Raw genomic sequence first — 23,502 nt, forward strand, 5'->3', positions numbered from 1 at the left:
AACTGCGGAATGCCTATTTTAGCCCCTGCACAAAATCCCTGAGCGCATGAACCAACTCGAACAGTTCCGGGACGTCGAGACCTTTATCTTTGATGTCGATGGCGTCCTGACCAACAATCAGCTTCTGGTAACTGAAGCGGGGGAGCTCCTCCGCTCAATGAATGTCCGCGACGGCTACGCGCTCAAAAGGGCTGTACAGGCTGGCTATCAGGTGGCCATCATCACCGGCGGGAGCTCGGCAGGGGTGGCCAAGCGCTTGCAAGGGCTCGGCATAACAGAGATCTATTCGGGCATCAGCAACAAGGTGGAGGCTTATGAAGATTACATCGACCGGCTGGGGCTGGATGAAGGGAAAATCCTTTATATGGGCGACGATATGCCAGACCTGCCCGTTATGCGCAGGGTATGGGTGCCAACTTGCCCATCGGATGCAGCCCCAGAGCTCTTTGAGGCCGCTACTTACATCAGCCCGCAGCCCGGTGGCAGCGGATGTGCGCGCGATGTCATAGAAAAGGTGCTCAAACTCAATGGCGACTGGTGATGCGGCAAGAACATCTCCGTGCTTTTCTCCGCCTCGTCCGGTTCCCTAACCTGGTCATTGTGGCCCTGACACAGTACTTGGTCTACTTTGCTTTGTTCAAGGATGCATTCGATGAGGAAGGGATACGGATGGCGCTTCAGCCCGGGGCCATGCACCTCTTTGTGGCGGATACCCTGCTCATAACCGCAGGGGGGTACATTATCAATGACATTTTTGATTTCCGATCGGATATGGCCAACCGGCCGGGGCGCATGGCCCTAGGGCGGTACATTCACAAACAAACGGCCTATTGGCTTTACTATTCGCTCTCCCTTATCGGTTTTTTTCTGGCCCTCATTCTGGCCTTCCAGGTAGGGCGCCCGCCCCTTGTCGCTTTATACCCCTTGGCTGTCCTCTTTCTCTTCCTGTACACGGCCTATTTTAAAAAAGCCCCTTTGGCGGGCAACCTGCTCATTGCCGCTTTTTGTGCAGGTGTGGCGGGCGTAATCTGGTTCGCAGAGCGGGAAGGCTTCTCCAGGCTGATCGTTCTTTCCCCAAAAACGGCCTTGGAGCTGAGCAACCTGCTGAACTGGTACTTAGCCTTTGCCTTTTTGTCGACCCTCTACCGGGAGCTGGTGAAAGATTTGGAGGACATGCCCGGCGATGCCCGTGCAGGCTGCCGGACGGTGCCCCTGGCCTGGGGGGTAGGCACTGCCAAGATCATGGCGGGGCTTACGGCTGTACTGCTGCTCTTGCTGCTCCTGGCCATGGCCTTGGCTGAAAGCGAGCGCTTCGGCGCCATCAGCTATGGGTTTACCCTGGCCGGCCTCATGCTCCCGGTGGGCTATAGCTTGGCGAAGCTCAAAAATGCTTCGGGCAGTAAAGACTACCGCACCCTTAGCCAGCTGGCAAAATTGATCATGCTGAACGGCCTGCTGCTTTTGCTGTTGCTCACTTTTCAGTAAACCTTACTACAAGAAACACGTATGGATATCCTGAACCAAAAGCTGGTCCTCGCTTCCAAGTCGCCACGCCGCTCCCAATTGCTGCGGCAGGCAGGTTTTTCTTTCGACATACGCCCCCTCGATGTCCCCGAGGATTACCCTCCCGAAATAGACCCCCTGGAGGTGGCGCCTTTCCTGGCGAAAAAGAAAGCCGATGGGGGCAAACACCTGCTTCAGGAAGGGGAGATCCTGCTGACTGCCGATTCAGTAGTGATCCTCAATGGCAAGATTTATGAAAAACCGCAAGGCCAGGAGGATGCACACCGGATTTTGCGCCAGCTTTCTGGCAATGTGCACACGGTAGTCACTGGGGTCTGCCTGTCTGACGGGCAGCGGGAAAAAGTCTTCGCGGGCCATTCCAAAGTGCACTTTGGCGAACTGTCGGAGGAGGAGATCGCCTACTACGTGGAGGCATGCAAGCCTTATGACAAAGCTGGCGCTTACGCCATTCAGGAGTGGATAGGGCTTTGCAAAATTCATAAGATCGAAGGCACTTATGCCAATATTATGGGCCTGCCAGTAGATTTGGTCTATGCCGAGCTGGCTGGCTTCCTCAAAGCCTAGTGGTCTGTCAAGGCTAAAACTAGGGGTTGCCTGCGGCGACTTTTGAGGCTACTCTTCGTTGGACAACCCCTTACGTAGCCCTGCTATGCGCGGGAACATCCGCCTTGATTAGCCTCAAAATCCGCTCCCACTCAACCCATAAATTAACACTTGACAGACCACTAGTGCCTCAAGCCATAAATCCTTGACACCCCGGCTTGACCTTTTGCCCGCTGATGAAACCTGCAAGCCTCGCCAGCTTCATCGTGGGGCCAGCCTATTCTTCCTCAGTGCTGGCAGCAGGCGCAGCAGTGCTCAGCTCCCCGATAAGGGCCGCCACACGCCCGGTGATGTCTTCGTTCAGCGCATGCAGTTTCTGCAGCTGTGCTTCTTCTTTTTCCAGCAGGAGGTCGAACTTGATGAAATTCTCGTCAATACGGCTGCGCAGGTTGGAGATATAAGCTTTGAGGTTGGAGGTGACCTCCTCTTCCAGCTTGTCGCCCCCATTTTGAATTTCAGACTTAAACTCCCTCATGACCTGCCGGCGCTTGGAAGCTGTGGTCGCCCCGGCAAAAATCAGGCCGACCGCGGTCAGCAGCCCGCCGGTGATGTCGAACACAGCGCCTTGTGTGACCGTTGCGAGCACGAGCCCAATGACCGCCAGCCCGCTGCTGGCAGCCAACCCGCCTGAAACAGAGCTTTTGTCGGGGAAGAGGCTGTCGTCGGTGAAGTTCTCGGTACGGCTGACGAAGCGGGAGAATTGCTCCTGCAGCTCCCGCAGCACATTCGTCCGCTTCTCGGCAATATCACTGAACAGTTCGTGGTCGTCCCGGAGTATGGTCTGGCTGCTCCGGATTTTGAGGTCAATCATTTTGGCCATTTGCTGAATGCTGTCTGCCAAGTCCGCTACTCCATCATTGAGCTTTGCTTTCAGCTCCTTGTTGAGGTCGTCTTCGAGCCCGCTGGCGAGGCGTTCCAGCCATTCTTTCATGGAGGCATTGCGGTTGAATATGGAAGCGATAGACCTCTTGAGGAGCGGGAAAAAGCCGAGCCCTTCGCTAAGCTCTTGTTCCCGCTGCCGAGTGATGCGGCCATAGCCGGCCAGTAGGTTCTCCACCAGTACATCCACCTGTTTCAGGCTTTTGGTTTCCTGCTGCAGCAGGGTACTGCGGATGTCCTCTCGGAATGCCGTATCGGCTTCAAACTGCTTTTGCCGCAAAGCAATGCCCGCTGCAATTTTGCTGTTCAGGTTGGCAACGGTGCTCAGGTTGTTGTGCAGCTTCAGCACGGGGGCCTTGCCGCCTGTGATATGGGTACTGATGTAGGCGCGCACAGGCCCGAAGCCGCTCTCCTGCGTTTGCCCTTCCTGCTCTTGCTTGGCGGAGACCGCAAAAACTTCTGGAGCAGAAATGCCCTGCTTTTCTGCGTACTCCCTCACCCCATTCAGGTTGACCTGCAAGTCTTCATCGGGCATCAGGTCTTTTTGCTGCAGCACGAAAATGATCTTCTTGCGCCAGTCGGTATGGATATAGTCAAAGAGCTGCCAAGCAGATTGCCGGTAGGGGTTTTTGGCTTCAAAAACGAACACAATGAGGTCGGAGGCAGGGATGAAGCGCTCCGTGATCTCCTGGTGGTGCTCCACGATGGTATTGGTGCCCGGTGTGTCTACAATCGCGATCTCTTTGAGGATATCGACCGGCAGGTGGATTTTTTTCAGGTAAGGGTTGATGGGCACATAGCTTTCCTCTTCCCCGTACAAGATCTGTTGTATGGTGTCTGTCATGGGCTGAGGGGCCACCTTGGTCACCTCCTTTCCGGTGGCCAGCAGGGCATTGATAAAGCTGCTTTTGCCCGCTTTTACCTCGCCCACGATCACGAACATAAAGGGCTCGTGTATGCGGTTGCGCAGGTCGCTAACGGTTTCAGCCAGGTCCTCGCTGGCCGTGCGTATAGCGAGCTCGTGCAGGTCCTTCACGATTTCATCCACTTGTGCGCGGTAGGCCTGTAGTCGTTTGTTGATGAGTGGGGTCACGCGGGTAAGGGGTTTTGTGCAGCCATGCGCTGCAGGTAAACCGGCGCTTCCGGGCCGGTGCAAAATATAAGGTCTAAAATACTCAAATTGGGCAAAAAACCGTGGCGGTCTTCAAAAACCTGAGGGTAGGGCACAGGGTTGAACGCCCATTTGGGCTGTATTGGGTGGATGTGCCCGTGCAGGTTGTGAGCGGGCTCACTGGCCAGGCCGAAAGCATCTGTTTCCCGAATCTGTGCGCCGAGCTGCAGGGCGCGCAGGGCAAACCGGAGCAGCTCAAGGTTCAATAGGTAGAGCAGGGGGTGCTTTGCCCTGAGGATGGCTTCTACCTCTGGTGCATAGAAATCAAAAAATGGGGATTTCCCATAAGCGGTCCGTATGCTGTGCCAATGTTCTCCGAACCACGGCTTGCGGTAGGCGATGGCTGCCGAGGTGACCGGCAGCTGCTCGTTCTTCCCTTTCAGCAGCGGGACCGAGAGCAGGATGGGGCCGTTCGGGCCAGCCAAGTGGGCGCGGTTGCGGTAGCTCCGCTTCTGGTAGTGCTCATGGGCTTCCAGGTAAACGGTGCCCGCCTGTGACAAGGCAACAAAATATTGCACCGGCGGCAGGTATTGTGATTCGATTAAGATAGCAGGTTGGCCCATGGTTCTGTTTTGAGACGGGGGGATTGGCTTTGGCCACAAAGAAAGGGATTTTCTGATTTTTTTGCCCCCTGCTCTGCTCTGAACCACTCCTCAGCGCTGTTGTTTGGGGTAGGATTGTTTACTTTGCGGGCACCGGAGCGAACCTACGAATTGAATACCTTCAGTATGGGCAATAAAGAAACCTACATTTTCACATCAGCATTCCTGTTGTTGGCGGCCAACCTGTTGATCGGCAACAATTTCACTTCTCTTTGGAGCGGGGCAGAAGCTTTCCTGGCCTGGCGGGCGGCGCAGGGGCAGGCCGGGGCTCATCTGGCCGAGCAGGTGCTGGCACTGACACAAACAGGGGCGGGGCTCGACCTCATTGCCTGGCGAATGCCCGGGGCCATACTGGCCCTGCTGTCTGGCGTGGCGTATTACATCTTCTCCCGCCGGCTGGTTGGCCAGAAGGTGGTGCTGTACACCCTCGCGCTTTGCGCTTCCTCCCTATTGCTCCCCAACCTGGCCAAACTGGGGACAGCCGACATTTGGGGCATGCTGCTGCCCTGGCTGGCTTATGCGGCCTTGATCCGCTACCTGAAGCAGCCGGAATGGAGCTGGCAGCTGGGTTTTTATATTGTATTTGCCCTCGCAATTGGCGCAGCCCCATTGTCCTCCCTGGTTTTCATCGGCGGCGCGGCGGCTTGGCTGTATTTCCTCCACCCCGATGGGCAACGCCTTTGGCGGCTCAATCCTTGGGCAGCGGGGCTGGCCATAGCAGGCATCGCTCATCTTGCACAATGGCTGGCCTGGGACAGCTACGCCTTTTACTTCTCTGGCAGTTGGGGCCGCTATCTGCTGTTCAACTTCCTAGGGGTGCTGCCATTCCTGGGCTTTGTTGCCTCCGGCGTGTGGGAGCACTTCCAACGCTTGCGCGGAAAAGAAGAATTTGCGGTTTTATACGCCGGTGGGCTGCTTTTTGCGCTCTTGGGGCAGAGCCTGGCGCTGCAGCCCATCCTGGCCATGATCGCCGCCCGGCAGATGCAGAATTATTTTGACGAACGCTTCCCCTACCGGGGGATGGTAAAGGGGGGCGGGGTGCTCCACCTCGTTGCTGCCGCATGCGGCTTGATCCTGATTTTGATCGGTGGCTTCTTTCTTTATGGGGGCGCGGGCTTCCGTGCCGGCCTGGCAGCAAGCGGGCTGTACTGGGCCCTCAGCTTCGTGGCGGTCATCGGCCTGGTGGGGCTCAACCGGGTCTACGTACTGTTGGGCACCTTCTTTAGCGGGATATTGCTCACCACTTTTTTTTGGCTGCAGTTCAGCCCCCTGATGGAGGGGGAGCGGAAGTGGGTGCAGGACATCACGGAAGGGGCGGCAGGGTACGATGCCGTCTGGGTAGGGCAGGAGGGCGGCTTCCCCGCTACCGCAGTTTATGCGCTACAGCAGAACAGCAAAACGGCTGTGGCCGAAACCCCGGAGCGGGCGCAGGAAGTGCTCGAAGCGGGGCCGGACAACACCCTATTGCTCTTGCCCTTGGAGTGGATGGGGCAGGCAGACACCTCCGGCCTGGAGCTGTCCGCCGGGCTGCTCAACCCCTTTCATCCTGCGATATGGGTACGCGTGCCTCTAGAATAACTTTCGCCTGGCGCCTGCTCGTTTAGGATGAGAACTGGAAGACGAGGTACATGAGCAGGAGAAGGACGGCTGTAGCAATCAGGAATATGTTCAAGATACGCTTCCCTTCTTGCTGCTGCCGTGCTTCGATCCTTTGTTGTTTTCTTGATTTTGCCATAGTTGATCTGGTTTTGTGGTACGGTTTGGCACAAATGTTCGTTAAAATACGGTATTGCGGGTGATTGTGCAATAGGGTGCAAGGTACTGCCTAAATGCGGCTTTGCCGGGCCAAGGTGTCAGATCAGTACATTTTTATTAATTTTGGAGGCCATTGAGAACCTTCAAAACCAACCAACTTTGACCCTAATCAAATCGATTTCAGGCATACGCGGCACCATCGGCGGGCGAGCCGGTGACAACCTCACCCCACAAGATATCGTAGAGGCCACTGCCGCTTTCGGATATTGGCTGCTGCAGCAAGGCGCAGCCCCTAAAGTGGTTATTGGGCGTGACGGCCGCATTTCAGGCGCCATCGTCAATGAGCTGGCCAGTGCTACCCTCCGCGGGCTGGGCATAGATGTGGTGGACTTGGGCTTGTCTACCACCCCGACGGTCGAAATGGCGGTAACTATGGAAAAGGCAGGGGCTGGCATCGTCATCACAGCCAGCCACAACCCCAAAGAATGGAATGCGCTGAAATTCCTCAACAGCAAGGGCGAGTTCATCTCCCAAGCCGACGGGGAAGCCCTTTTGGATATTATCGCCAATGGCCAGATCGAGTATGCGATGGTGGGCGATTTGGGCAAAGTGATCTATGATGACCGCTACATCGCCCGCCATATAGAAGCCATTCTGCAATTGCCGTTTGTGGACGCCAAAGCCGTACAGGACGCCAAGCTGCGGGTCGTGGCCGATTGCATCAACAGCTCTGGCGCGGTAGCCCTGCCACCGCTGTTCAAAGCCTTGGGCTGCGAGTTCGAGCTGCTCAACAAAAAGCCCAACGGGCGTTTTGCCCACAACCCTGAGCCGCTGCCCGCCCACCTTAAAGCGCTCTGCCAGGAGACCGTCTCAGCGCGGGCTCATCTGGGCATAGCCGTTGACCCCGATGTGGACCGCCTCGCCTTCGTCTGCGAAGATGGCTCCCTGTTCGGGGAAGAATATACCCTGGTCGCTATTGCTGACTATATCCTGCAGCAAACGCCCGGCAATACGGTTTCTAACCTCTCTTCTACCCGCGCCCTGCGCGATGTGACGGAAGGGCACGGCGGTCAGTATTTTGCCAGCGCGGTGGGCGAAGTCAATGTGGTAGCCAAAATGAAAGAAGCCAATGCTGTGATCGGGGGCGAAGGCAACGGCGGGGTGATCGTGCCCGGCCTGCACTATGGCCGCGATGCCCTGGCTGGCATCGCCATATTCCTGACCTTTATGGCCAAGTCTGGTGAAAAAGCCACGCAAATAAAAGCCCGTTACCCCGAGTACCATATGGTCAAAGACCGCATACAGCTGACGCCAGCTATCGATGTCGATCAGCTGCTCAAGGGGCTGGAAAGCCATTTCAAAGAAGAGGATTATTCCACTATAGACGGGCTGAAGATCGACTTTGAAAAAGGCTGGGCCCACCTCCGAAAGTCCAATACCGAGCCCATCATCCGGGTTTATGCCGAAGGCGAGACTCCGGAAGCTGCCCAGGCTTTTGCTGACCAAATGAAAAACGCAGCGGCAGCATTGCTCGCCTGATCGGGCAGCCCCGCTTTCCCTTTCTCAACCAATAAAACCGTGCCTATGCAAGCCACTGCCATTACCTTGGAACAATACTTCGCCCCGTACCGCAAGCAGGTCGTTGGGCACGACGCTACCTTCCAGACCCCTTTTGGCGTAAAGCCTATCGTCTATGCCGATTGGACGGCCTCGGGGCGGCTGTACCAGCCCATCGAAACGGTCATGGCCAGGGAGATCGCCCCTTTTGTGGGCAATACGCACACAGAGACTTCCGTGACAGGGACTTCCATGACGATGGCCTACCATCATGCCAAAGGGCTCATCAAAAAGCACGTGGGCGCCAGGCCTAAGGACATCCTGATCTCCTCCAATTCTGGCATGACTGGCGTGGTGAACAAGTTCCAGCGGATCCTGGGGCTTAAAGTGCACGAGAAATACCGCGGCCAGGTCGTCTTGCCCGAAGCTGACCGCCCCATCATTTTCTGTACCCACATGGAGCACCACTCCAATCAGACTTCGTGGCTGGAGACCCTGGCCGATGTTGCGGTCATCCGCCCTACGGCGGAGGGGCTGGTGGATTTGAGCCATCTTGATGAGCTGCTGGAGCAGTACAAAGGGCGGAAAACCAAGATCGCGGCCATTACCTCCTGCTCCAACGTGACAGGGATCAAAACGCCTTACCACGAGATTGCTGGCATCATGCACCGGGCAGGGGGGCTCTGCTTTGTCGATTTTGCTTGTTCAGCGCCTTATATTGACATCAATATGAGGCCGGAGGGCGATGAGCTGCAGCACCTCGACGCCATCTATTTCTCGCCCCATAAATTCCTTGGCGGCCCGGGCTCTACCGGCATCCTGATCTTCGACCCTAAGCTTTACACCAACCGCATTCCCGACAACCCCGGCGGCGGTACGGTAGACTGGACCAACCCCTGGGGGGGGCACAAGTACATTGATGAGATAGAAGCCCGGGAAGACGGGGGCACGCCGGCTTTCCTGCAGACCATCCGGGTCGCGATGTGTGTCCGCCTCAAAGAAGAAATGGGCGTGGAGCGCATGCTGGCCCGCGAAGAAGAACTGCTGCAAAAAGTCTGGGCCCGCTTCGACCGCCTGCCCAAGCTGCATGTCCTGGCCGACCACCTCCGCCAACGCCTTGGGGTCATCTCGTTTTATATCGAAGGCTTGCACTACAACTTGGGCGTTAAACTGCTCAATGACCACTTCGGCGTTCAGACAAGGGGGGGGTGCTCTTGTGCGGGCACCTACGGCCACTATCTGCTCAATGTCTCAGAACAGTACAGCCGCTCCATTACGGATGAGATCAGTACTGGCGACCTCACCCACAAGCCCGGATGGATACGGATGTCTATACACCCCGTTATGTCAGACGCAGAGCTGGGCCTCATCCTCGATGCGATAGAAGCCGTGTACCACAACCACGAGGAATGGGCCAAAAGTTATGCTTATGACAACCGCACCAATGAGTTCAGGCACAAAGACGGGCAAGAGGGCGAAGCCAGCTTGGTAGAAAAGTGGTTCGCCTGCAAACTATCTTAAGCCTGCTCCCGTTTCCCTCATCAAACCGCCCTCAGATGCAACGTATTTATTTTGACAATGCTGCTACAACCCCACTGGACCCGCGCGTTGCCGAAGTGATGATGGAGTCGATGCGCTCCCTCTACGGCAACCCCTCTTCTATCCACAACGAAGGGCGAACGGCCCGTGCTGCGGTGGAGCACGCCCGCAAACAAGCCGCTGAACTGCTCGGGGCATCGATCGGGGAGATCTTTTTCACTTCAGGCGGCACGGAGTCCAATAATATGGTCCTCAAATGTGCGGTGCGTGACCTTGGCGTAACCCGCATCATCAGCTCTCCTTTGGAGCACCATTGTGTACTGCACGCGGCCGATACCCTGCAGCGCACGGGCCTGGCCGAGCGGGTGTTGGTGAGGGTAGATGCCAAAGGGCAGCCGGATATGGGCCACATCCAATCGCTGCTGAAGGAAGAGCGGGCCGGGCGCACCCTGGTCTCCCTTATGCTGGCCAATAACGAAATCGGGACACTGATCGATTTAGCGGAAGTGGGCAGCCTTTGCAAGGAGCATGGCGCTTTGTTCCATTCTGATACCGTACAGGCTATTGGCTATTACCCCTTCAACCTGGAGGAGCTGCCAGTCGATTTTATCACCGGCTCCGCCCACAAGTTCCACGGCCCTAAGGGGGTCGGTTTTGTTTACATCAATAGCGAGCACACCCTCAAGCCTTTTATGGACGGAGGGGCGCAGGAGCGCAATATGCGGGGCGGCACGGAGAACATCGCCGGCATTCAGGGCATGGCAGCAGCCTTACGCCTTGCACATGAGGAAATGGACAGCCGCAGGGCTGCCATTCAGGGCATACGGGATTATTTCAAAAGCAAGCTGGAACAGCATTTCGACGGGCTAGAGTTCAACGGAGACCCCGCTAACGGGCATTACAAGCTCCTCAGCGTAGGCTTCCCGCCTTCTCCAAAAGCGGAGCTGTTGCTGCTCAACCTGGACATTGCCGGCATCAGTGTGTCTGGGGGCAGCGCTTGCAGCTCCGGGGCGGATGCAGGCTCCCACGTCATACATGCACTCAAAGGGGACGACCCCCGCAAAACCATCCGGTTTTCCTTTTCCCACCATAATACCCGGGAAGAAGTGGACAAGGCCATCAGCCAGCTGATTAAGATCATCCCGGCGGGGCAGCCGGCAGGGTAGGGGCGCACCATCAGACGTGGTGCGGCAGGGATCATTGTAGGGTTAGCATGGTACCTCCCTTCCTACGCATTGCCTTTTTCCAGCCGCTTACCTGAGGCTAGCTTCTGAAGGAGTGCAGCCCAAAATATTGTTGGCGTTTGTGCTACAGCCTGGCATTGGCCTAGCGCTGCGCAGGGGTGTAAGCCCGCAGGGCCGAGCGGGCAGCGAGCCCCGGAGCATAGCGGCACCTGCCTGCTGGCAGGGGCAGGCCCCCTCCTGAAAAAGCCGGCCCGTGGTTAAAAACAGCGCATCTCCCACGGCACAGCCCTGATGCATCGGGCCTATTGTTCCAGCGGTATCCAAATGTCCAGCTCTTGTTGCGGGATGATGCCCTTTTGCATGGCCATGTCAAACAGGAAGGCGACGGCCTGCCTTCCGGTATCCCCCAAATCACGGGTGAATTCATTGACGTAAAGGTTGATGTGCTTGTACATGACCTCCTCTTCCATTTCCTGCGCATGCTCCCGCACAAAGGCTTTGGGCGCTTCGGGATAGCTAAGGGCAAAAGCTACGCTTCGGGCAAGCACCCGGTTGATCCGCTGTTGGGCTGGCAGCGGTAAGCTCCGCTTAGCCACAATGCCGCCGAGCGGGATGGGCATGCCGGTGGTGCGCTCCCAAAAATCGCCCAGGTCTGCCAGCTTAACGAGCCCCTTATCTGCGTACGTGAAGCGGTTCTCGTGTATGATGAGGCCTGCATCGAAGCGCCCCTCGAGCACTGCGCCTTCTATCTCGGAGAAGAGCAGCTCTGTTTTTTGGGCAGCCTCCGGATAAGCCAGGGCAAGAAGGAAATTGGCCGTAGTATATTTTCCGGGGATCGCAATGCGGGCTTGTGTGATGGCTTGAGGGGAAAGCTCGGACTTGGCAATCAGAAGCGGGCCGACCTTATTGCCCAGTGCGCTGCCAGCGTGCAGCAGCGCATATTCGGGGAGAAGATGAGCGAAAGCGTGGTAGCTGAGCTTAGTCACATCGAGCGCCCCGCGGAAGGCCATTTGGTTCAGCTCTTCCACATCGGCAATGACCGGCTCGAAGATGAGCCCTTCGGTATCCACTTTGTTGTGGAGCAGGGCATCAAAAATAAAAGTATCATTGGGGCAGGGGGAAAAACCTAGCGTCACTTTCATGCAGCGGTTGCTTTTTTCTTTGGAGCAACGGCAGCCCCCCCCGCTTGGTTGAATGGTTTACCGGAAAGCCCGGGATTTTTTTCCTACAGCAATAACAGCGAGCGTCAGAACGAGCATAGTGGTAATCGGCATGATAGCAGTTTTTTGAATGGTGCTGCGGCACCTTGTTTGGCCCCTGATCTCGGGCGTTGTTTTGTATCGATAGGTTAAGACAGGGGCTTGGTTTGGAATGGTTGGGCGAAAATGAGAAAAAATTGCCAAAAAATGGACTGCCCCTTCATCCTGCCTGCCAGGCACGTACGGCCATCTGCCATTTCGAGCACCGCCGGCCACCGCAAGGTGACAATATGGCTTGAGCGCCCTGCTGATTGTGCCATAATGGCTGGCTTTCCGGGCTGGAACACGGTTTGCTAGTCTTTTTAGCGTATGCTGCCCCGATTTCGAAAAGGCAGCGGACCATTAAACGACAAAATAACGTAAGCTATGAACCTGAATAATTTCACCATAAAAGCGCAAGAAGCGGTGCAGTATGCACAGCAGCTGGCCCTGCAAGAGCAGCATCAGGCCATTGAGCCGGCCCACCTTTTCCGTGGGGTATTGCAGGTAGACGAAAACGTGACGCCTTTTGTCTTGAAAAAACTGGGGGTCAATTTCGATGCGGTCCGGCAGGCCACCGACAGCATGGTAAAGTCGTTGCCGTCGGTAAGCGGGGGCAGCCAATATCTCTCCAGGGCTGCTACCGAAGTACTCCAAAAAGCAGGCCTGCAAGCCAAAAACATGGGCGACGAATTTGTCGCGCTTGAACATTTGCTCCTGGCCTTGATGCAGGTCAAAGACAGCACGTCTCAGATGCTGAAAGACGCCGGAGTGGCAGAGCAGCCGCTGAAAGCCGCAATAGAGGAGCTCCGCAAAGGGCAAAAAGTGACCACCCACAGCGCTGAGAACAGCTATAACGCCTTGGGCAAATACGCCATCAACCTCAACGAAAGGGCCCGCAGCGGCAAGCTCGATCCCGTCATTGGGCGGGAGGACGAAATCCGCAGGGTGCTGCACATCCTCGCCCGCCGGACCAAAAACAACCCCATCCTCATTGGTGAGCCGGGGGTGGGCAAAACCGCCATCATCGAAGGCCTGGCCCACCGTATTGTCGACGGGGACGTGCCCGAAGACCTGCGCGATAAGGAGATCTTCTCGCTTGATATGGGGGCCTTGATCGCCGGTGCCAAATACCAGGGCGAGTTCGAAGAGCGCCTGAAGTCGGTCATCAATGAGGTCACTACGGCTGAGGGGCAGATTTTCCTCTTCATTGACGAGATCCACACCCTGGTGGGGGCCGGCAAGGGGCAGGGCGCAATGGATGCCGCCAATATCCTAAAGCCCGCTCTGGCCAGAGGGGAACTGAGGGCCATAGGCGCCACTACCCTCAATGAATACCAAAAGTACTTCGAAAACGATAAAGCCCTGGAGCGCCGCTTCCAGACCGTAACCGTTGGGGAGCCCGGTGTTGAAGATGCCATTTCTATCCTCCGGGGGCTGAAAGACCGCTACGAAACCCACCACAAAATCAACATCAAAGACGATGCGGTGGTCGCGGCCGTGCAACTGTCTCACCGCTACATCACAGACCGGCAGCTGCCGGATAAAGCCATCGACCTGGTTGACGAGGCTGCAGCCAAGCTCCGCTTGGAAATGAACTCCATGCCCGAAGAGCTCGATGAAGTGGAGCGCCGCATCCGTCAGCTCGAAATTGAGCGGGAGGCCATGCGCCGCGAACAGGACGAGTTTAAAATCGGACAGCTCAATGAAGAACTCGCCAACCTGGAAGAATCCCGCAATGCGCTCCGTGCACAATGGGAAAGCGAACGGGAGGTCGTGCTCGGCGTGCAAAAAGCAAAGGAAGCGATCGAACAGCTCAAGGTTGAAGGCGGGCGCGCAGAACGAGAGGGCAATTATACCGAAGCTGCCGAAATCCGCTATGGCCGCATACCGGAAGTAGAGCAGCAATTGGAGCATTTTATGCAGCAGCTGCAGCAGATGCAGGCCGACAACAAAATGCTCGTCAAAGAAGAGGTGGATGCAGAGGATATCGCCGAGATCGTCAGCCGGTGGACCGGCGTGCCCGTCACCCGTATGCTGCAGAGCGAGCGGGAAAAACTCTTGCACCTGGAAGAAGACCTCCACAAAAGAGTGGTGGGCCAGGACGAGGCCGTAGAGGCTGTGGCGGATGCCATCCGCCGGAGCCGCACCGGGCTGAGCAATGAGCGCAGGCCTATTGGCTCCTTCCTCTTCCTCGGTACTACTGGGGTGGGCAAAACGGAGCTGGCCAAAGCCTTGGCAGAATACCTTTTTGATGATGAAGACCTCCTTACCCGCATCGATATGAGCGAGTACCAGGAACGCCACGCGGTCTCCCGCCTCGTGGGCGCGCCTCCGGGCTATGTAGGCTACGATGAGGGCGGACAACTGACGGAGGCTGTCCGCAGAAAGCCCTACAGTGTGGTCTTGTTGGACGAAATCGAAAAAGCCCATCCGGATACCTTCAATATCCTCCTGCAAGTCCTTGAGGACGGAAGGCTGACCGATAGCAAGGGGCGGGTGGCTGATTTTAAAAATACCATCATCATCATGACCTCCAACTTGGGCTCAGAGCTCATCCGCCAGAACTTGTCGGATATGCTGCCGGGCACAGAGGACGAAGTGCTGGCCCAAACCCAGGCACAGGTGTTCGACCTGCTCAAAAAGTCGGTCCGCCCTGAGTTCCTGAACCGGATAGACGAGACCATCATGTTCCGCCCGCTTTCCAGGGCGGATATCGGCAGCATCGTCAACTTGCAGTTGGATGGGCTGCGCGCCAGCCTGGCCAAACAGCGGATTCAGCTCTCGGTTGCTGATGAAGCCCGGGAATGGCTGTCAGACCAAGGCTACCACCCTGAATTTGGCGCCCGCCCGCTCAAGCGGGTCATCCAAAAAAAGGTGCTCAACGCCTTGTCCAAACAGATGCTCCTGCAAAAAGTCGTGCCGGACAGCAGCGTGGTGCTCGATGTTTTCGACGGCCAGATCGTCTTCCGGCAGCCGATAAAAGAGGAGGAACTGACCGCTTGATCAAGTAGATAAAAAGCCTTTAACGATTGCCCCGGAGCACAGCCTCCGGGGTTTTTTTATGGAAATGCCCACTCCGTGCAACGGTTGGCAATTGATGGTGTCATTCCGGTATGTTGCAACTAAATTATTTTCAGAACGTCCTTGTTGTGAAATTAGGTTTGGCAGAGCAGGCCTCTGCCCTTACTTTTTGATCATCCTAAAATTTTTAAAACCGACTGTTATGAAGAAGGAATTTACCCAAATCCTCCTCGGCATAGCCTTTCTAGGCTCCGCTCTGGCCCTACACGCACAAGAGCAAACCAAAGTGACCGTTGTCCAAGAGATTCAACAAGAGGACGGCACCGTCATCACCCTTAAAAAGCAGCTGAGCACACAGGAGGCCCTTGATCAGTACCTGGAACTGATCGGGCCGGGCCAAGAGAGCAAGGTGATCGTGAGCGCGCCCGAAAATGCAGAGGAAGGGGAGCAGGAAGCCATCTTTTTCTTCCGCCGCTCCGCTCAGGACATGGAAGGCATGCAGCGCATGACCATCTTCGCGGACGAGGTGGAGGTGGCGTTTAACGATGATAACCCGCCCCGCACCTACAAGGAGGAAGCCGTGAAAGCTTTTCTTGGCATTTATCCGGCCAGTGCTCCCGGCAACAAAGGGGTGAGGGTGTCCAACACCGTCAAAGGCAAGCCCGCCGCCGCCGCCGGCCTGCTCGCCAATGACATCATCCTCGATGTCGGGGGGCATGCCTCCAACGGCACCTACGGCCTGCGCAGCGCCCTCAGCAAACTCAGCCCCGGCCAGATCGTGCCGGTCAGCATCCTCCGAAATGGAGCGCCCATGACGCTCAACGTCACCCTCGGCGAGCGTACCTATGCACGCACTATGTTCAACCCGGATGCCAAGCCCTGCGAGGTGTTCATCGGCGTCATGCTCAAAGACAACAGCCTCATCGGCGAAGGGGTATTGGTCACCGATATCATCGGGCAGACCCCCGCAGAAGAATACGGGGTAGAAGCCGGCGACCATATCCTTGCCCTCGATGGCGTCCCTGTCAATAGCAGCAGCGAACTGCACATAGAGCGCAATAAGCACGAGCCCGGCGAAGCCTTTACCCTGAAAGTAGCGCGCGGTGGGCAGGTGCAGGACATCAACGCCCGTTTCTACGCTTGTGAAACCGATGCCCCAACCGAGGAGCCGGCCGAAGCGCCCCTGCCCGGCAAGGGAGAAGGGCAGCTGAATGCCCCCTACAATGAGCTGCAACTGCAAGGCTTCAATGCGTTCCCAAACCCAAGCTTTGGGCAGGTACGGGTACAATTTGAAGGGGAGGCGGTCCCGACCACGATCCAAATTACCGATGCAACCGGGCGCGTAGTCTACAGCAATGAGCAAAACGCTTTCAATGGCCGCTTCGATGAGGAAGTCTCCCTCCGCGATGCTGCGCCGGGCACCCTCATCCTGACCGTACGGCAGGGCGATGAAGTGTTCTCCAAAGCCCTGCTGTTGGTCAACCGCGTTTGATAGGAGTGATGAAGTTAAGATAGATCCTTTTGCCCCGGGCCGCTGCATGCCGCCTGGGGCTTTTCCTTGCGTGGGCCCCACTACATCGGACTGCTATTTTTGGGGGCTCCCCCTGCCCGGTGGCAGGGGGCGCTATGCTGCGGGGCTCGCTATCCGCTCGGCCCTGTCGGGCTTCCCACCCCTCCGCAGCGCTAGCCCGTTGCAAAGCGGTCAGCCCGGGGTTTCTTGTTTGAGCCCCGCGGGCTTTGCCAGGCCAGGTAGCAGCCCCGCTGTATGCGCGGGAGGGCAAAGCGCGCGTGGGGTGGTCCTGCATCAGGAAAAGAGCTGCCAGTCGAGTGCCTAAGGAGTTGCAGCCAATTAGGAAAATGAAAATCCAGAACGGTAAGCAAATACAATTCTGGATTTTTAGGAAGAAATTTAAAACGCGGGCTAAAACCCAAACATTCCGTTATCGTGTGCCAATCCTTCTGTTGGTATTTCTTGAATCACATCCCAATGTTCCACGATTTTCCCGCCTTTCATTCTGAACAAGTCGTAAAATACGTGTTGCTTGCCACCATTCCATTCCCCTTCGCTCACCGTTAGCACGAAGTTGCCTTCGCCCAGCACTTTATGGATTTTGGTGTATTTGAACATATTGTTTTGGGAAGTGAGGTACGCTACTGCTTCCACTATGCCCGTCAGCCCGTCTTTAATTTGTGGGTTGTGCTGATGGTACGCTTCAGCACTGATGTAATCGCCAATTTTACTTGGGTTTTTACCCATTAAAACGTCTTCGATAAGGGAAACTGCCAAGGCTTTGTTCGCTTCGGTTTTATCTAAGTCTTCAACGGTGGCCGGCCCATCGGTTTGTGTCCTTCCGCTTGCCGTTTCATTAACCAAAACGGTCATGGCATCCCAATGCTCGGCCACTTTTCCGTTTTCATCCACACGGATGATGTCAAAAGCTACCATTTCATCTGCACCAAACGGTTTGGCGTTCCTCCAGATGTTATGCATAAACACATAGTTGCCATCTTGAAACATCCGCACGTTTTCGGCATAAGTCCCGTGCTCTTTTAAAAGGGGCAATAGGCCGATAAAAGGTTCCAAGCCAGTCGGCACAAATGGATTGTGCTGAATGTAATCCGCGTTGGCAACTTCCCGCATAGTTGCAGTGTCTTGCTTCATCACAGCACCTAAGAAAGTGCCTACGATCTCCTTGTTGTCCATCTTTTTTGATTCTTTAGCATTGAGCTCGCTTGTTGGTCTTGTCTGCGCATGGCCACAGGAAGCGAGCAGCCCTGATAGTGCCAATACGGTTAATACTTTTTGCATTGATTTTGTCTTTTGATAAACGGTTATTACTTTTGTTTCGCAAGCAAAAATAGCAAATTGCTTTCAATGCGCAAGTGATTTTGTAAATTAATTTCATTTTGCAAGTAATCCTTAATGTTAACTTAACAGATGCGACAAGACTTCAGATGCGATTGCCCGTTCACCTCAGCCTTAGACGTTCTGGGGGACAAGTGGATTTTGGTTATCGTAAAGCAAATGCTCATTGAAGGCAAGGAGACCTTCAAGGACTTCACAGAAAGCGAAGAGGCCATAGCGACTAATATCCTTTCTGCCAAACTCAAAATCTTGGAAGAAGTGGGCATTGTCGTCAAAACAAAACGGCCGAACAACAAAAAGACCAACCTCTACCTCTTGACAGAAAAGGGCTTGGCGTTGGCCCCCATTCTTGTGGGGCTTGCGGCTTGGAGCGATAAGCATCTTAGAGACATTCATCCCACTATCGTAGATGGGGAAGAAATGGTTTTTTTGAGAAACGATCAGGCCGCTTTTGGCAATGTATTGGTGGCGGAATACAGGAAAAAATTGGCTAAGACCGTGTTGGGAGTTTAAAATTTGGTCTGCACTTGCCGAATTTTGTGCTGCTCAGCGTTAAAAATACTCGCCGATGCTGCCGGCATCGACTCCGTTTTTCGCCTTGATTAGCATATTCCTTTGAGTGGGCAGTAGCTGATCTGCTGAGAAACAATAGGCTAGAACAGTTGCTGTTGATTCATAAGATAGAAAGCACTATTTTGACCCCTGAGTTCAGGTCAATTGTCATGGAAGTTCTTGAAATGCAAGATGCCCTTCGAAAATTGTCCAGCGCTATCAAGTGATTTAGAGAGCGTGTTGGGATTTTGGTCTTCTAGTCGAGAGCCGGAGTTTACCCAAGTCCCGCTTTTGATGCACAAAAGCGGGAAGGATTTTCGGGGCGAAGCATAAGCGAAAAAGTGTCCTGCTGTCTAGCGGGATAGACCGATTACTAAAGTCCCAGCACGCCCTTAGATATTCTGGCCGGATTCAATCGGGGAATTGGCATTAGGTTCATTGATCGGGCGTGAACCAAAATGTCATAGGCGTTTATGCTTTTGGGGCTCTAGCCTGGCATTGGCCTAGCGCTGCGAAGGGGCAGCAGGCCTGATAAGGCCGAGCGAAGAGCGAGCCCCGTAGCATAGCGGCACCTGCCCTCACGGCAGGGGCAGGCCCCCAAAAAAACGACAATCTGGTTTGCGCCTCATTGATCTGACTGATGAATCAGAAGGGCTGTTGAAAATAAAAATTAACCGGATTTCCAGAAATCGAATAGCGTAATGAGTAATTTGACTGATAGGTACATCAACCCATTGACCGATTTTGGGTTCAAGAAACTTTTTGGGACTGAGCCCAACAAAGACTTGTTGATTGACTTTTTGAATCAGATCCTGCCGGAACGTCATCAGATCAAGGATTTGAACTACGCCAAAAACGAACAGTTGGGGCAGGCCGAATTAGACAGGAAAGCAGTATTCGACCTGTACTGTATTGGCAAGTCAGGAGAGCGGTTCATAGTGGAGGTGCAGAAAGCAAAGCAGAATTATTTCAAGGACAGGAGCATTTACTACGCTTCCTTCCCGATTCAGGAGCAAGCTAAGAAAGGGGATTGGGATTTTAGGCAAGACCCGGTATACACTGTAGGGGTACTCGACTTTATCTTTGACGATCATAAAAATGAGGAGGGGCTGCTTCACCTGATTGAGCTCAAAAACGAAAGGTGCGAGGTTTTTTACGATAAGCTAAAATTTATCTATATCGAACTTCCGAAATTCAAAAAAACACAGGAAGAGCTAGAAAGCCACTTTGATAAGTGGTTATATGTATTTCGTCATTTATCAGAACTGCAAGACCGGCCCCAACAATTGCAAGACCGGATATTTCAAAAATTATTCGATGCTGCGGAAATCGCGAAGTTCTCGCAAGTAGAAAGAGCAGCCTACGAGGAGAGTTTGAAATATTACCGGGACATTAAGAATGTTATCGATACCTCACGAGAAGAAGGGCTTGAAGAAGGGATTGAAGAAGGAAGGAAAGAAGGAAGGAAAGAAGGAAGGAAAGAAAGGACCTTAGAAATAGCACGAGCACTCCGAGATAATGCTATACCAATTGATATGATCATGAAATCAACGGGATTGAGCAAAGAAGAAATAGAAAGGCTATAAGAGCGCTAAAGAGGCTTCCAGAGGGCAGCCCCGGTTTCCGGTTCAGCTTCTGAGCATGTCAGTCTCCCCCGAGAGCGTGTACCTTGGGGGCAATACGGAGCGCGGTGCCCCCAGGGTCAGGGCGTGCCCGCCTTGCGTTTTTGATAAGCCAGGGCCAAGCGTATTTTATGGTAAGGCACCGCCTCATTCAGGTACTCGAAGATGTCTTTGAGCTTGTAGGGCTCCTGCAGGTACCTCAGGCTTTGGGCCACCTGTTCCACCTCAGCTGCAGATACCAGGTCGAAGAGGTTGATGTCCTGCCCTTTCTCGAACAGTACGGCGAGGTGGGAGAAGATAGTGCCCTCGTTCAGCTTCCGTTTGGCGGCGATCTCCCCAACGCTGAGCCCCCGTTGGTACATATCGAAAGTCACCTGATAAGTGGAGGCCTGCCCTCTGCCTGACGAAGGCCCGAGGTGTTCGATAATGGCATCAATGAAGTAGCTGCCGTAGAGGTAGAGCTTGCGCTCGCCCACGCCTGAGACCCTGACCATATCGGCGTCCGTCATCGGCTTGACCGCTGCCATTTCTTCCAGTGTTTTGTCATTGAAAATGAGGTAAGGCGGCACGCCGCGCTCTTGTGCGAGCTGCTTGCGCAGTTGCCGGAGCTTTTCGAACAGCTCGTCCCTGACCCCCTGAGGGGAAGCTTTGGCCGCTTTGGCTGCGGCTTTTTCAGCCGCCTGCCGCTCTTTAAGGGTGGCGAAGCGCACAAGGGGCACTTGCTCCCCTTCGAACAAGACCCGCTTGCTGGCCGGCGTGAGCCTCAGGTTGTGGTGCTCTTCGTGGGCAATTTCGATGAAGCCATAGTTGAGCAGCTGCAGGAGGTAGTGCTGCCATTCCAGATAAGGGATATCGCGCCCGGCCCCATAGGTCTTGATGTGCTGATACCCTTTTTCAAAAACTTCCTTTTTGCCGCTGCCCCTCAGCACATCTATGACCATGTTCAGGCCTGCTTTTTGGCGCATCCGGTAGATCGCAGAAAGGGCTTTTTGCGCAATCTCTGTGCCATCGATGGTTTGTGGCGGGTTGCGGCAGATGTCGCAGTTGCCGCAGTCTTCGGTCGACTCTTCGCTGAAATAGCTCAGGAGGATGCGCCGCCGGCAGCCTACCGCTTCCGCAAATTGCCGCATGCGGTCGAGCTTGGCCAGTTTGATATCGAGCTGATCGCTGTCGTTCTGCCGCAGGATGTCCTCCATCAGGGAAACATCACTGTAGCTATAGAACAGGAGGGTGTCCGCTTGGGCCCCGTCCCGGCCTGCCCGGCCGATCTCCTGGTAGTAGCTCTCAATATTTTTAGGCAGGTTGTAGTGAATGACCCACCGCACATTGGATTTGTCGATGCCCATGCCGAAGGCGACCGTAGCGCAGACCACCATAAGGTTGTCGTTGATGAAATCCTCTTGTACGCGGTCGCGTTCCTCGGGGCTCAGCCCGGCGTGGTAGTGCCCGGCTTGTATGCCCGCTTCGTTCAGTTTTTCCGCCAGGGTTTCGGTGCCTTTTCGGCTCATGCAGTAGATGATGCCGGGCTGATTGGGCCGTTTGCCAATAAAGCGGATGATCTGTTCGCGCCGTTTTTGCCCGGGGCGGACTTCCAGGCTGAGGTTGGGGCGGTCGAAGGAGGCGATAAAGATCTCCGGGGCAGCGAGGTTGAGCTGGGAAACGATGTCCTTCCGCGTCAGCCGGTCGGCGGTAGCGGTAAGGGCAATGATCGGGATGTTCTTGAACGCCGTGCGCAAAAACTTCATGCGGGTGTACTCAGGCCGGAAATCGTGCCCCCAGGAAGAGATGCAGTGGGCTTCGTCTATGGCAAAGAGGTTGACCGGTGCTTTTTGCAGCAGGGGCTGAAAGGTTTGGGACACCAGCTTTTCAGGGGAGACGTAAAGCAGGTCGAGCGCCCCGTTGAAGAAATCGTCCTCTACCGCCCGCTGATCGGCTTCGCCCAGGGAGCTGTTCAGGAAGGCGGCCCTGGCCCCCGCGGCCCGCAGGGCTTCCACCTGGTCTTTCATCAGGGAGATCAATGGGGAGACCACCACAGCTGTGCCCGGCAGCACAAGGGCTGGTATCTGGTAGCAGATGGATTTGCCGCCGCCGGTGGGCATGAGCACTAAGGCATCTTTCTTGTCGAAGACCGCCTGTATGATCTCTGCCTGTAAGGGCCGGAAAGCATCGTATCCAAAATATTTTTTCAGCGCATCGAGCGCGGCGGGCATCTGCGTCATTGCTGTACGGTTTTTTGGTTCGCGCGGGGCGCGTTCGGTGTGCGGGCGGGCGGCCCGATGGCCGAAATTAAGCATAACAGGCAGTAGGACAAAGCGGATGGGGCAAAATGAGGATTCCGGCAGGGCCGGGTTGACGGGAAAAACAAGGGGGCAAACAAAAGCCCAGAGGCAACCTCCGGGCTAATTGGCTTGAAAGGGCTTGGGCAGCGCCTTTCTGTTTTGCTCAGCAAAAAGGGCTGATGCTGCTCAATACAGTGCCAGCCGCTGAGGTTTAGTTGCTTCCTTTTGAGGGAAGTGTTTAGGCTCCCGCAGAACGGGAACCTATTCAAACACGCTTCTTGTGATCAAAGAAAGGAAGTGATAACCGGGGTTTAGTTTTTATCCTTACTAACCCTTCAAAGGTAGGCATAGCTTAGTTGGCCGGAAACCCCATATTCATGGGGTAGGGGTAGCCGGGGAATGCTTACCTTCCGGGGAAAAAAGATGGAACACCTCTCTTGGCTACAGCCGGTGGTGCACTACAGCCTGCACCTCCTGGCCCCGGGCTTGCTGGGCTTCTTGTTTTTCCGCAGTCAATGGAAGCGGGCGTGGGGCATTATGCTGCTGACTATGCTCGTGGACCTGGACCACCTGCTTGCTACCCCCGTGTTCGACCCGGGCCGTTGCAGCATCGGCTTCCACCCTTTGCACTCCTTTCCGGCTATTGGGCTATATGTGCTGTTGCTGTTCTGGCCCAGGGCCCGGATAGCTGCGGTGGGGCTGTTGTTCCACATGCTCACCGATTTCCAAGACTGTTTGTGGTAGCTGGCATTGCTCTTTGCCCTCCCTGTCTCTGTGACGAAAACAGGCACAGAGGCACTGAGTACACAAAGCAGCACAGAGATAAAACGCTCCGTGTACCTCCGTGCGCTCCCTGTCTCCGTGACGAAAACAGGCACAGAGGCACTGTGACACTGAGGCCCACAGAGATAAAACGCTCCGTGTACCTCCGTGCGCTCTCTGTCTCTGTGACGAAAACAGGCACTGATGCACTGTGACACTGATGCTCACAGAGATAAAACGCTCCGTGTACCTCCGTGCGCTCTCTGTCTCCGTGACGAAAACAGGCACTGATGCACTGAGTACACAAAGCAGCACAGAGATAAAACGCTCCGTGTACCTCCGTGC

The 23,502-nt window shown here is 55.2% G+C and carries 18 protein-coding genes; 12 read left to right on the forward strand and 6 right to left on the reverse strand.

Annotated elements, in window-relative coordinates; genetic code table 11:
• Positions 1–46 precede the first annotated feature (46 nt).
• Genes FRY97_RS16335 through FRY97_RS16345 form a run of 3 tightly spaced genes read left to right on the forward strand, consistent with a single transcriptional unit; the run spans position 47 to position 2,088 of the window.
• Positions 47–541: a KdsC family phosphatase gene (locus FRY97_RS16335; protein WP_147168635.1), complete on the forward strand. Its 495-nt coding sequence runs from the start codon at positions 47–49 to the stop codon at positions 539–541.
• Positions 541–1,485 (forward strand): geranylgeranylglycerol-phosphate geranylgeranyltransferase, encoded by a 945-nt coding sequence (locus tag FRY97_RS16340; protein WP_170254692.1) that lies wholly within the window; start codon positions 541–543, stop codon positions 1,483–1,485. The genes FRY97_RS16335 and FRY97_RS16340 overlap by 1 nt, the downstream gene beginning before the upstream one ends.
• Positions 1,486–1,506: 21 nt before the next feature.
• A complete protein-coding gene (locus FRY97_RS16345) occupies positions 1,507–2,088 on the forward strand; it encodes a Maf family nucleotide pyrophosphatase (protein ID WP_147168637.1) in 582 nt (193 codons plus the stop codon).
• Positions 2,089–2,344: 256 nt separating this feature from the next.
• On the opposite strand, the gene FRY97_RS16350 is transcribed toward FRY97_RS16345, so the two are convergent.
• Positions 2,345–4,099 (reverse strand): dynamin family protein, encoded by a 1,755-nt coding sequence (locus FRY97_RS16350; RefSeq protein ID WP_147168638.1) that lies wholly within the window; start codon positions 4,097–4,099, stop codon positions 2,345–2,347.
• Positions 4,096–4,740 carry a WbqC family protein gene (locus FRY97_RS16355; RefSeq protein ID WP_147168639.1) on the reverse strand — a complete coding sequence of 215 codons (645 nt, stop codon included), beginning with the start codon at positions 4,738–4,740 and terminating at the stop codon, positions 4,096–4,098. Before FRY97_RS16355 ends, FRY97_RS16350 begins: the two co-directional genes overlap by 4 nt.
• A gap of 165 nt (positions 4,741–4,905) precedes the next feature.
• Between FRY97_RS16355 and FRY97_RS16360 the strand changes: the two genes are divergently transcribed.
• Entirely contained in the window at positions 4,906–6,357 is a 1,452-nt protein-coding gene (locus tag FRY97_RS16360) for a glycosyltransferase family 39 protein (protein WP_147168640.1), read from the forward strand.
• Positions 6,358–6,379: 22 nt separating this feature from the next.
• On the opposite strand, the gene FRY97_RS23235 is transcribed toward FRY97_RS16360, so the two are convergent.
• Entirely contained in the window at positions 6,380–6,514 is a 135-nt protein-coding gene (locus FRY97_RS23235; protein ID WP_262712245.1) for a hypothetical protein, read from the reverse strand.
• A 179-nt stretch (positions 6,515–6,693) separates the two neighbouring features.
• On the opposite strand from FRY97_RS23235, the gene glmM reads away from it, so the two are divergent.
• The 3 genes from glmM to FRY97_RS16375 are packed head-to-tail and all read left to right on the forward strand — an operon-like array spanning position 6,694 to position 10,796.
• On the forward strand, positions 6,694–8,073 hold the full coding sequence (glmM, locus tag FRY97_RS16365; RefSeq protein ID WP_147168641.1) for a phosphoglucosamine mutase: 1,380 nt from the start codon (positions 6,694–6,696) through the stop codon (positions 8,071–8,073).
• Between the two features lie 45 nt (positions 8,074–8,118).
• Positions 8,119–9,612, forward strand: a complete 1,494-nt coding sequence (locus tag FRY97_RS16370) for an aminotransferase class V-fold PLP-dependent enzyme (protein WP_147168642.1) — start codon at positions 8,119–8,121, stop codon at positions 9,610–9,612.
• 35 nt (positions 9,613–9,647) lie between these two features.
• A complete protein-coding gene (locus FRY97_RS16375) occupies positions 9,648–10,796 on the forward strand; it encodes a cysteine desulfurase family protein (protein ID WP_147168643.1) in 1,149 nt (382 codons plus the stop codon).
• A 320-nt stretch (positions 10,797–11,116) separates the two neighbouring features.
• On the opposite strand, the gene FRY97_RS16380 is transcribed toward FRY97_RS16375, so the two are convergent.
• Positions 11,117–11,956 carry a menaquinone biosynthesis family protein gene (locus FRY97_RS16380; RefSeq protein ID WP_147168644.1) on the reverse strand — a complete coding sequence of 280 codons (840 nt, stop codon included), beginning with the start codon at positions 11,954–11,956 and terminating at the stop codon, positions 11,117–11,119.
• A 483-nt stretch (positions 11,957–12,439) separates the two neighbouring features.
• Between FRY97_RS16380 and clpB the strand changes: the two genes are divergently transcribed.
• Both clpB and FRY97_RS16390 read left to right on the forward strand, forming a co-directional pair.
• Entirely contained in the window at positions 12,440–15,058 is a 2,619-nt protein-coding gene (clpB, locus tag FRY97_RS16385; protein ID WP_147168645.1) for an ATP-dependent chaperone ClpB, read from the forward strand.
• 220 nt (positions 15,059–15,278) lie between these two features.
• The gene (locus FRY97_RS16390) at positions 15,279–16,568 is read left to right on the forward strand and encodes a PDZ domain-containing protein (RefSeq protein ID WP_170254693.1); all 1,290 of its coding nucleotides are present in this window, start codon (positions 15,279–15,281) and stop codon (positions 16,566–16,568) included.
• Between the two features lie 429 nt (positions 16,569–16,997).
• Here FRY97_RS16390 and FRY97_RS16395 read toward each other — a convergent pair whose 3' ends face one another.
• Complete coding sequence (locus tag FRY97_RS16395; protein ID WP_147168647.1) at positions 16,998–17,885, reverse strand: nuclear transport factor 2 family protein; 888 nt, start codon at positions 17,883–17,885, stop codon at positions 16,998–17,000.
• 129 nt (positions 17,886–18,014) lie between these two features.
• On the opposite strand from FRY97_RS16395, the gene FRY97_RS16400 reads away from it, so the two are divergent.
• Together FRY97_RS16400 and FRY97_RS16405 are read left to right on the forward strand one after the other, a co-directional pair.
• On the forward strand, positions 18,015–18,455 hold the full coding sequence (locus FRY97_RS16400) for a winged helix-turn-helix transcriptional regulator (RefSeq protein WP_147168648.1): 441 nt from the start codon (positions 18,015–18,017) through the stop codon (positions 18,453–18,455).
• A gap of 740 nt (positions 18,456–19,195) precedes the next feature.
• Entirely contained in the window at positions 19,196–20,080 is an 885-nt protein-coding gene (locus FRY97_RS16405) for an Rpn family recombination-promoting nuclease/putative transposase (RefSeq protein WP_147168649.1), read from the forward strand.
• 116 nt (positions 20,081–20,196) lie between these two features.
• Here the strand turns inward: FRY97_RS16405 and recQ are convergent, their stop codons facing one another.
• Positions 20,197–22,335, reverse strand: coding sequence for a DNA helicase RecQ (recQ, locus tag FRY97_RS16410; RefSeq protein ID WP_147168650.1), 2,139 nt, complete (start codon positions 22,333–22,335; stop codon positions 20,197–20,199).
• Between the two features lie 483 nt (positions 22,336–22,818).
• Between recQ and FRY97_RS16415 the strand changes: the two genes are divergently transcribed.
• On the forward strand, positions 22,819–23,139 hold the full coding sequence (locus FRY97_RS16415) for a DUF6122 family protein (RefSeq protein ID WP_147168651.1): 321 nt from the start codon (positions 22,819–22,821) through the stop codon (positions 23,137–23,139).
• The last annotated feature ends 363 nt before the right edge of the window (positions 23,140–23,502 follow it).

This window comes from Phaeodactylibacter luteus, from assembly GCF_007993045.1.
Classification (GTDB): domain Bacteria; phylum Bacteroidota; class Bacteroidia; order Chitinophagales; family Saprospiraceae; genus Phaeodactylibacter; species Phaeodactylibacter luteus.

Coding starts and splice junctions, on each gene's coding strand:
- FRY97_RS16335 (WP_147168635.1), top strand. CDS start 47: ATGAACCAACTCGAACAGTTCCGGGACGTCGAGACCTTTATCTTTGAT.
- FRY97_RS16340 (WP_170254692.1), top strand. CDS start 541: ATGCGGCAAGAACATCTCCGTGCTTTTCTCCGCCTCGTCCGGTTCCCT.
- FRY97_RS16345 (WP_147168637.1), top strand. CDS start 1,507: ATGGATATCCTGAACCAAAAGCTGGTCCTCGCTTCCAAGTCGCCACGC.
- FRY97_RS16355 (WP_147168639.1), bottom strand. CDS start 4,740: ATGGGCCAACCTGCTATCTTAATCGAATCACAATACCTGCCGCCGGTG.
- FRY97_RS16360 (WP_147168640.1), top strand. CDS start 4,906: ATGGGCAATAAAGAAACCTACATTTTCACATCAGCATTCCTGTTGTTG.
- FRY97_RS23235 (WP_262712245.1), bottom strand. CDS start 6,514: ATGGCAAAATCAAGAAAACAACAAAGGATCGAAGCACGGCAGCAGCAA.
- FRY97_RS16370 (WP_147168642.1), top strand. CDS start 8,119: ATGCAAGCCACTGCCATTACCTTGGAACAATACTTCGCCCCGTACCGC.
- FRY97_RS16375 (WP_147168643.1), top strand. CDS start 9,648: ATGCAACGTATTTATTTTGACAATGCTGCTACAACCCCACTGGACCCG.
- FRY97_RS16380 (WP_147168644.1), bottom strand. CDS start 11,956: ATGAAAGTGACGCTAGGTTTTTCCCCCTGCCCCAATGATACTTTTATT.
- clpB (WP_147168645.1), top strand. CDS start 12,440: ATGAACCTGAATAATTTCACCATAAAAGCGCAAGAAGCGGTGCAGTAT.
- FRY97_RS16390 (WP_170254693.1), top strand. CDS start 15,279: ATGAAGAAGGAATTTACCCAAATCCTCCTCGGCATAGCCTTTCTAGGC.
- FRY97_RS16395 (WP_147168647.1), bottom strand. CDS start 17,885: ATGCAAAAAGTATTAACCGTATTGGCACTATCAGGGCTGCTCGCTTCC.
- FRY97_RS16400 (WP_147168648.1), top strand. CDS start 18,015: ATGCGACAAGACTTCAGATGCGATTGCCCGTTCACCTCAGCCTTAGAC.
- FRY97_RS16405 (WP_147168649.1), top strand. CDS start 19,196: ATGAGTAATTTGACTGATAGGTACATCAACCCATTGACCGATTTTGGG.
- recQ (WP_147168650.1), bottom strand. CDS start 22,335: ATGACGCAGATGCCCGCCGCGCTCGATGCGCTGAAAAAATATTTTGGA.
- FRY97_RS16415 (WP_147168651.1), top strand. CDS start 22,819: ATGGAACACCTCTCTTGGCTACAGCCGGTGGTGCACTACAGCCTGCAC.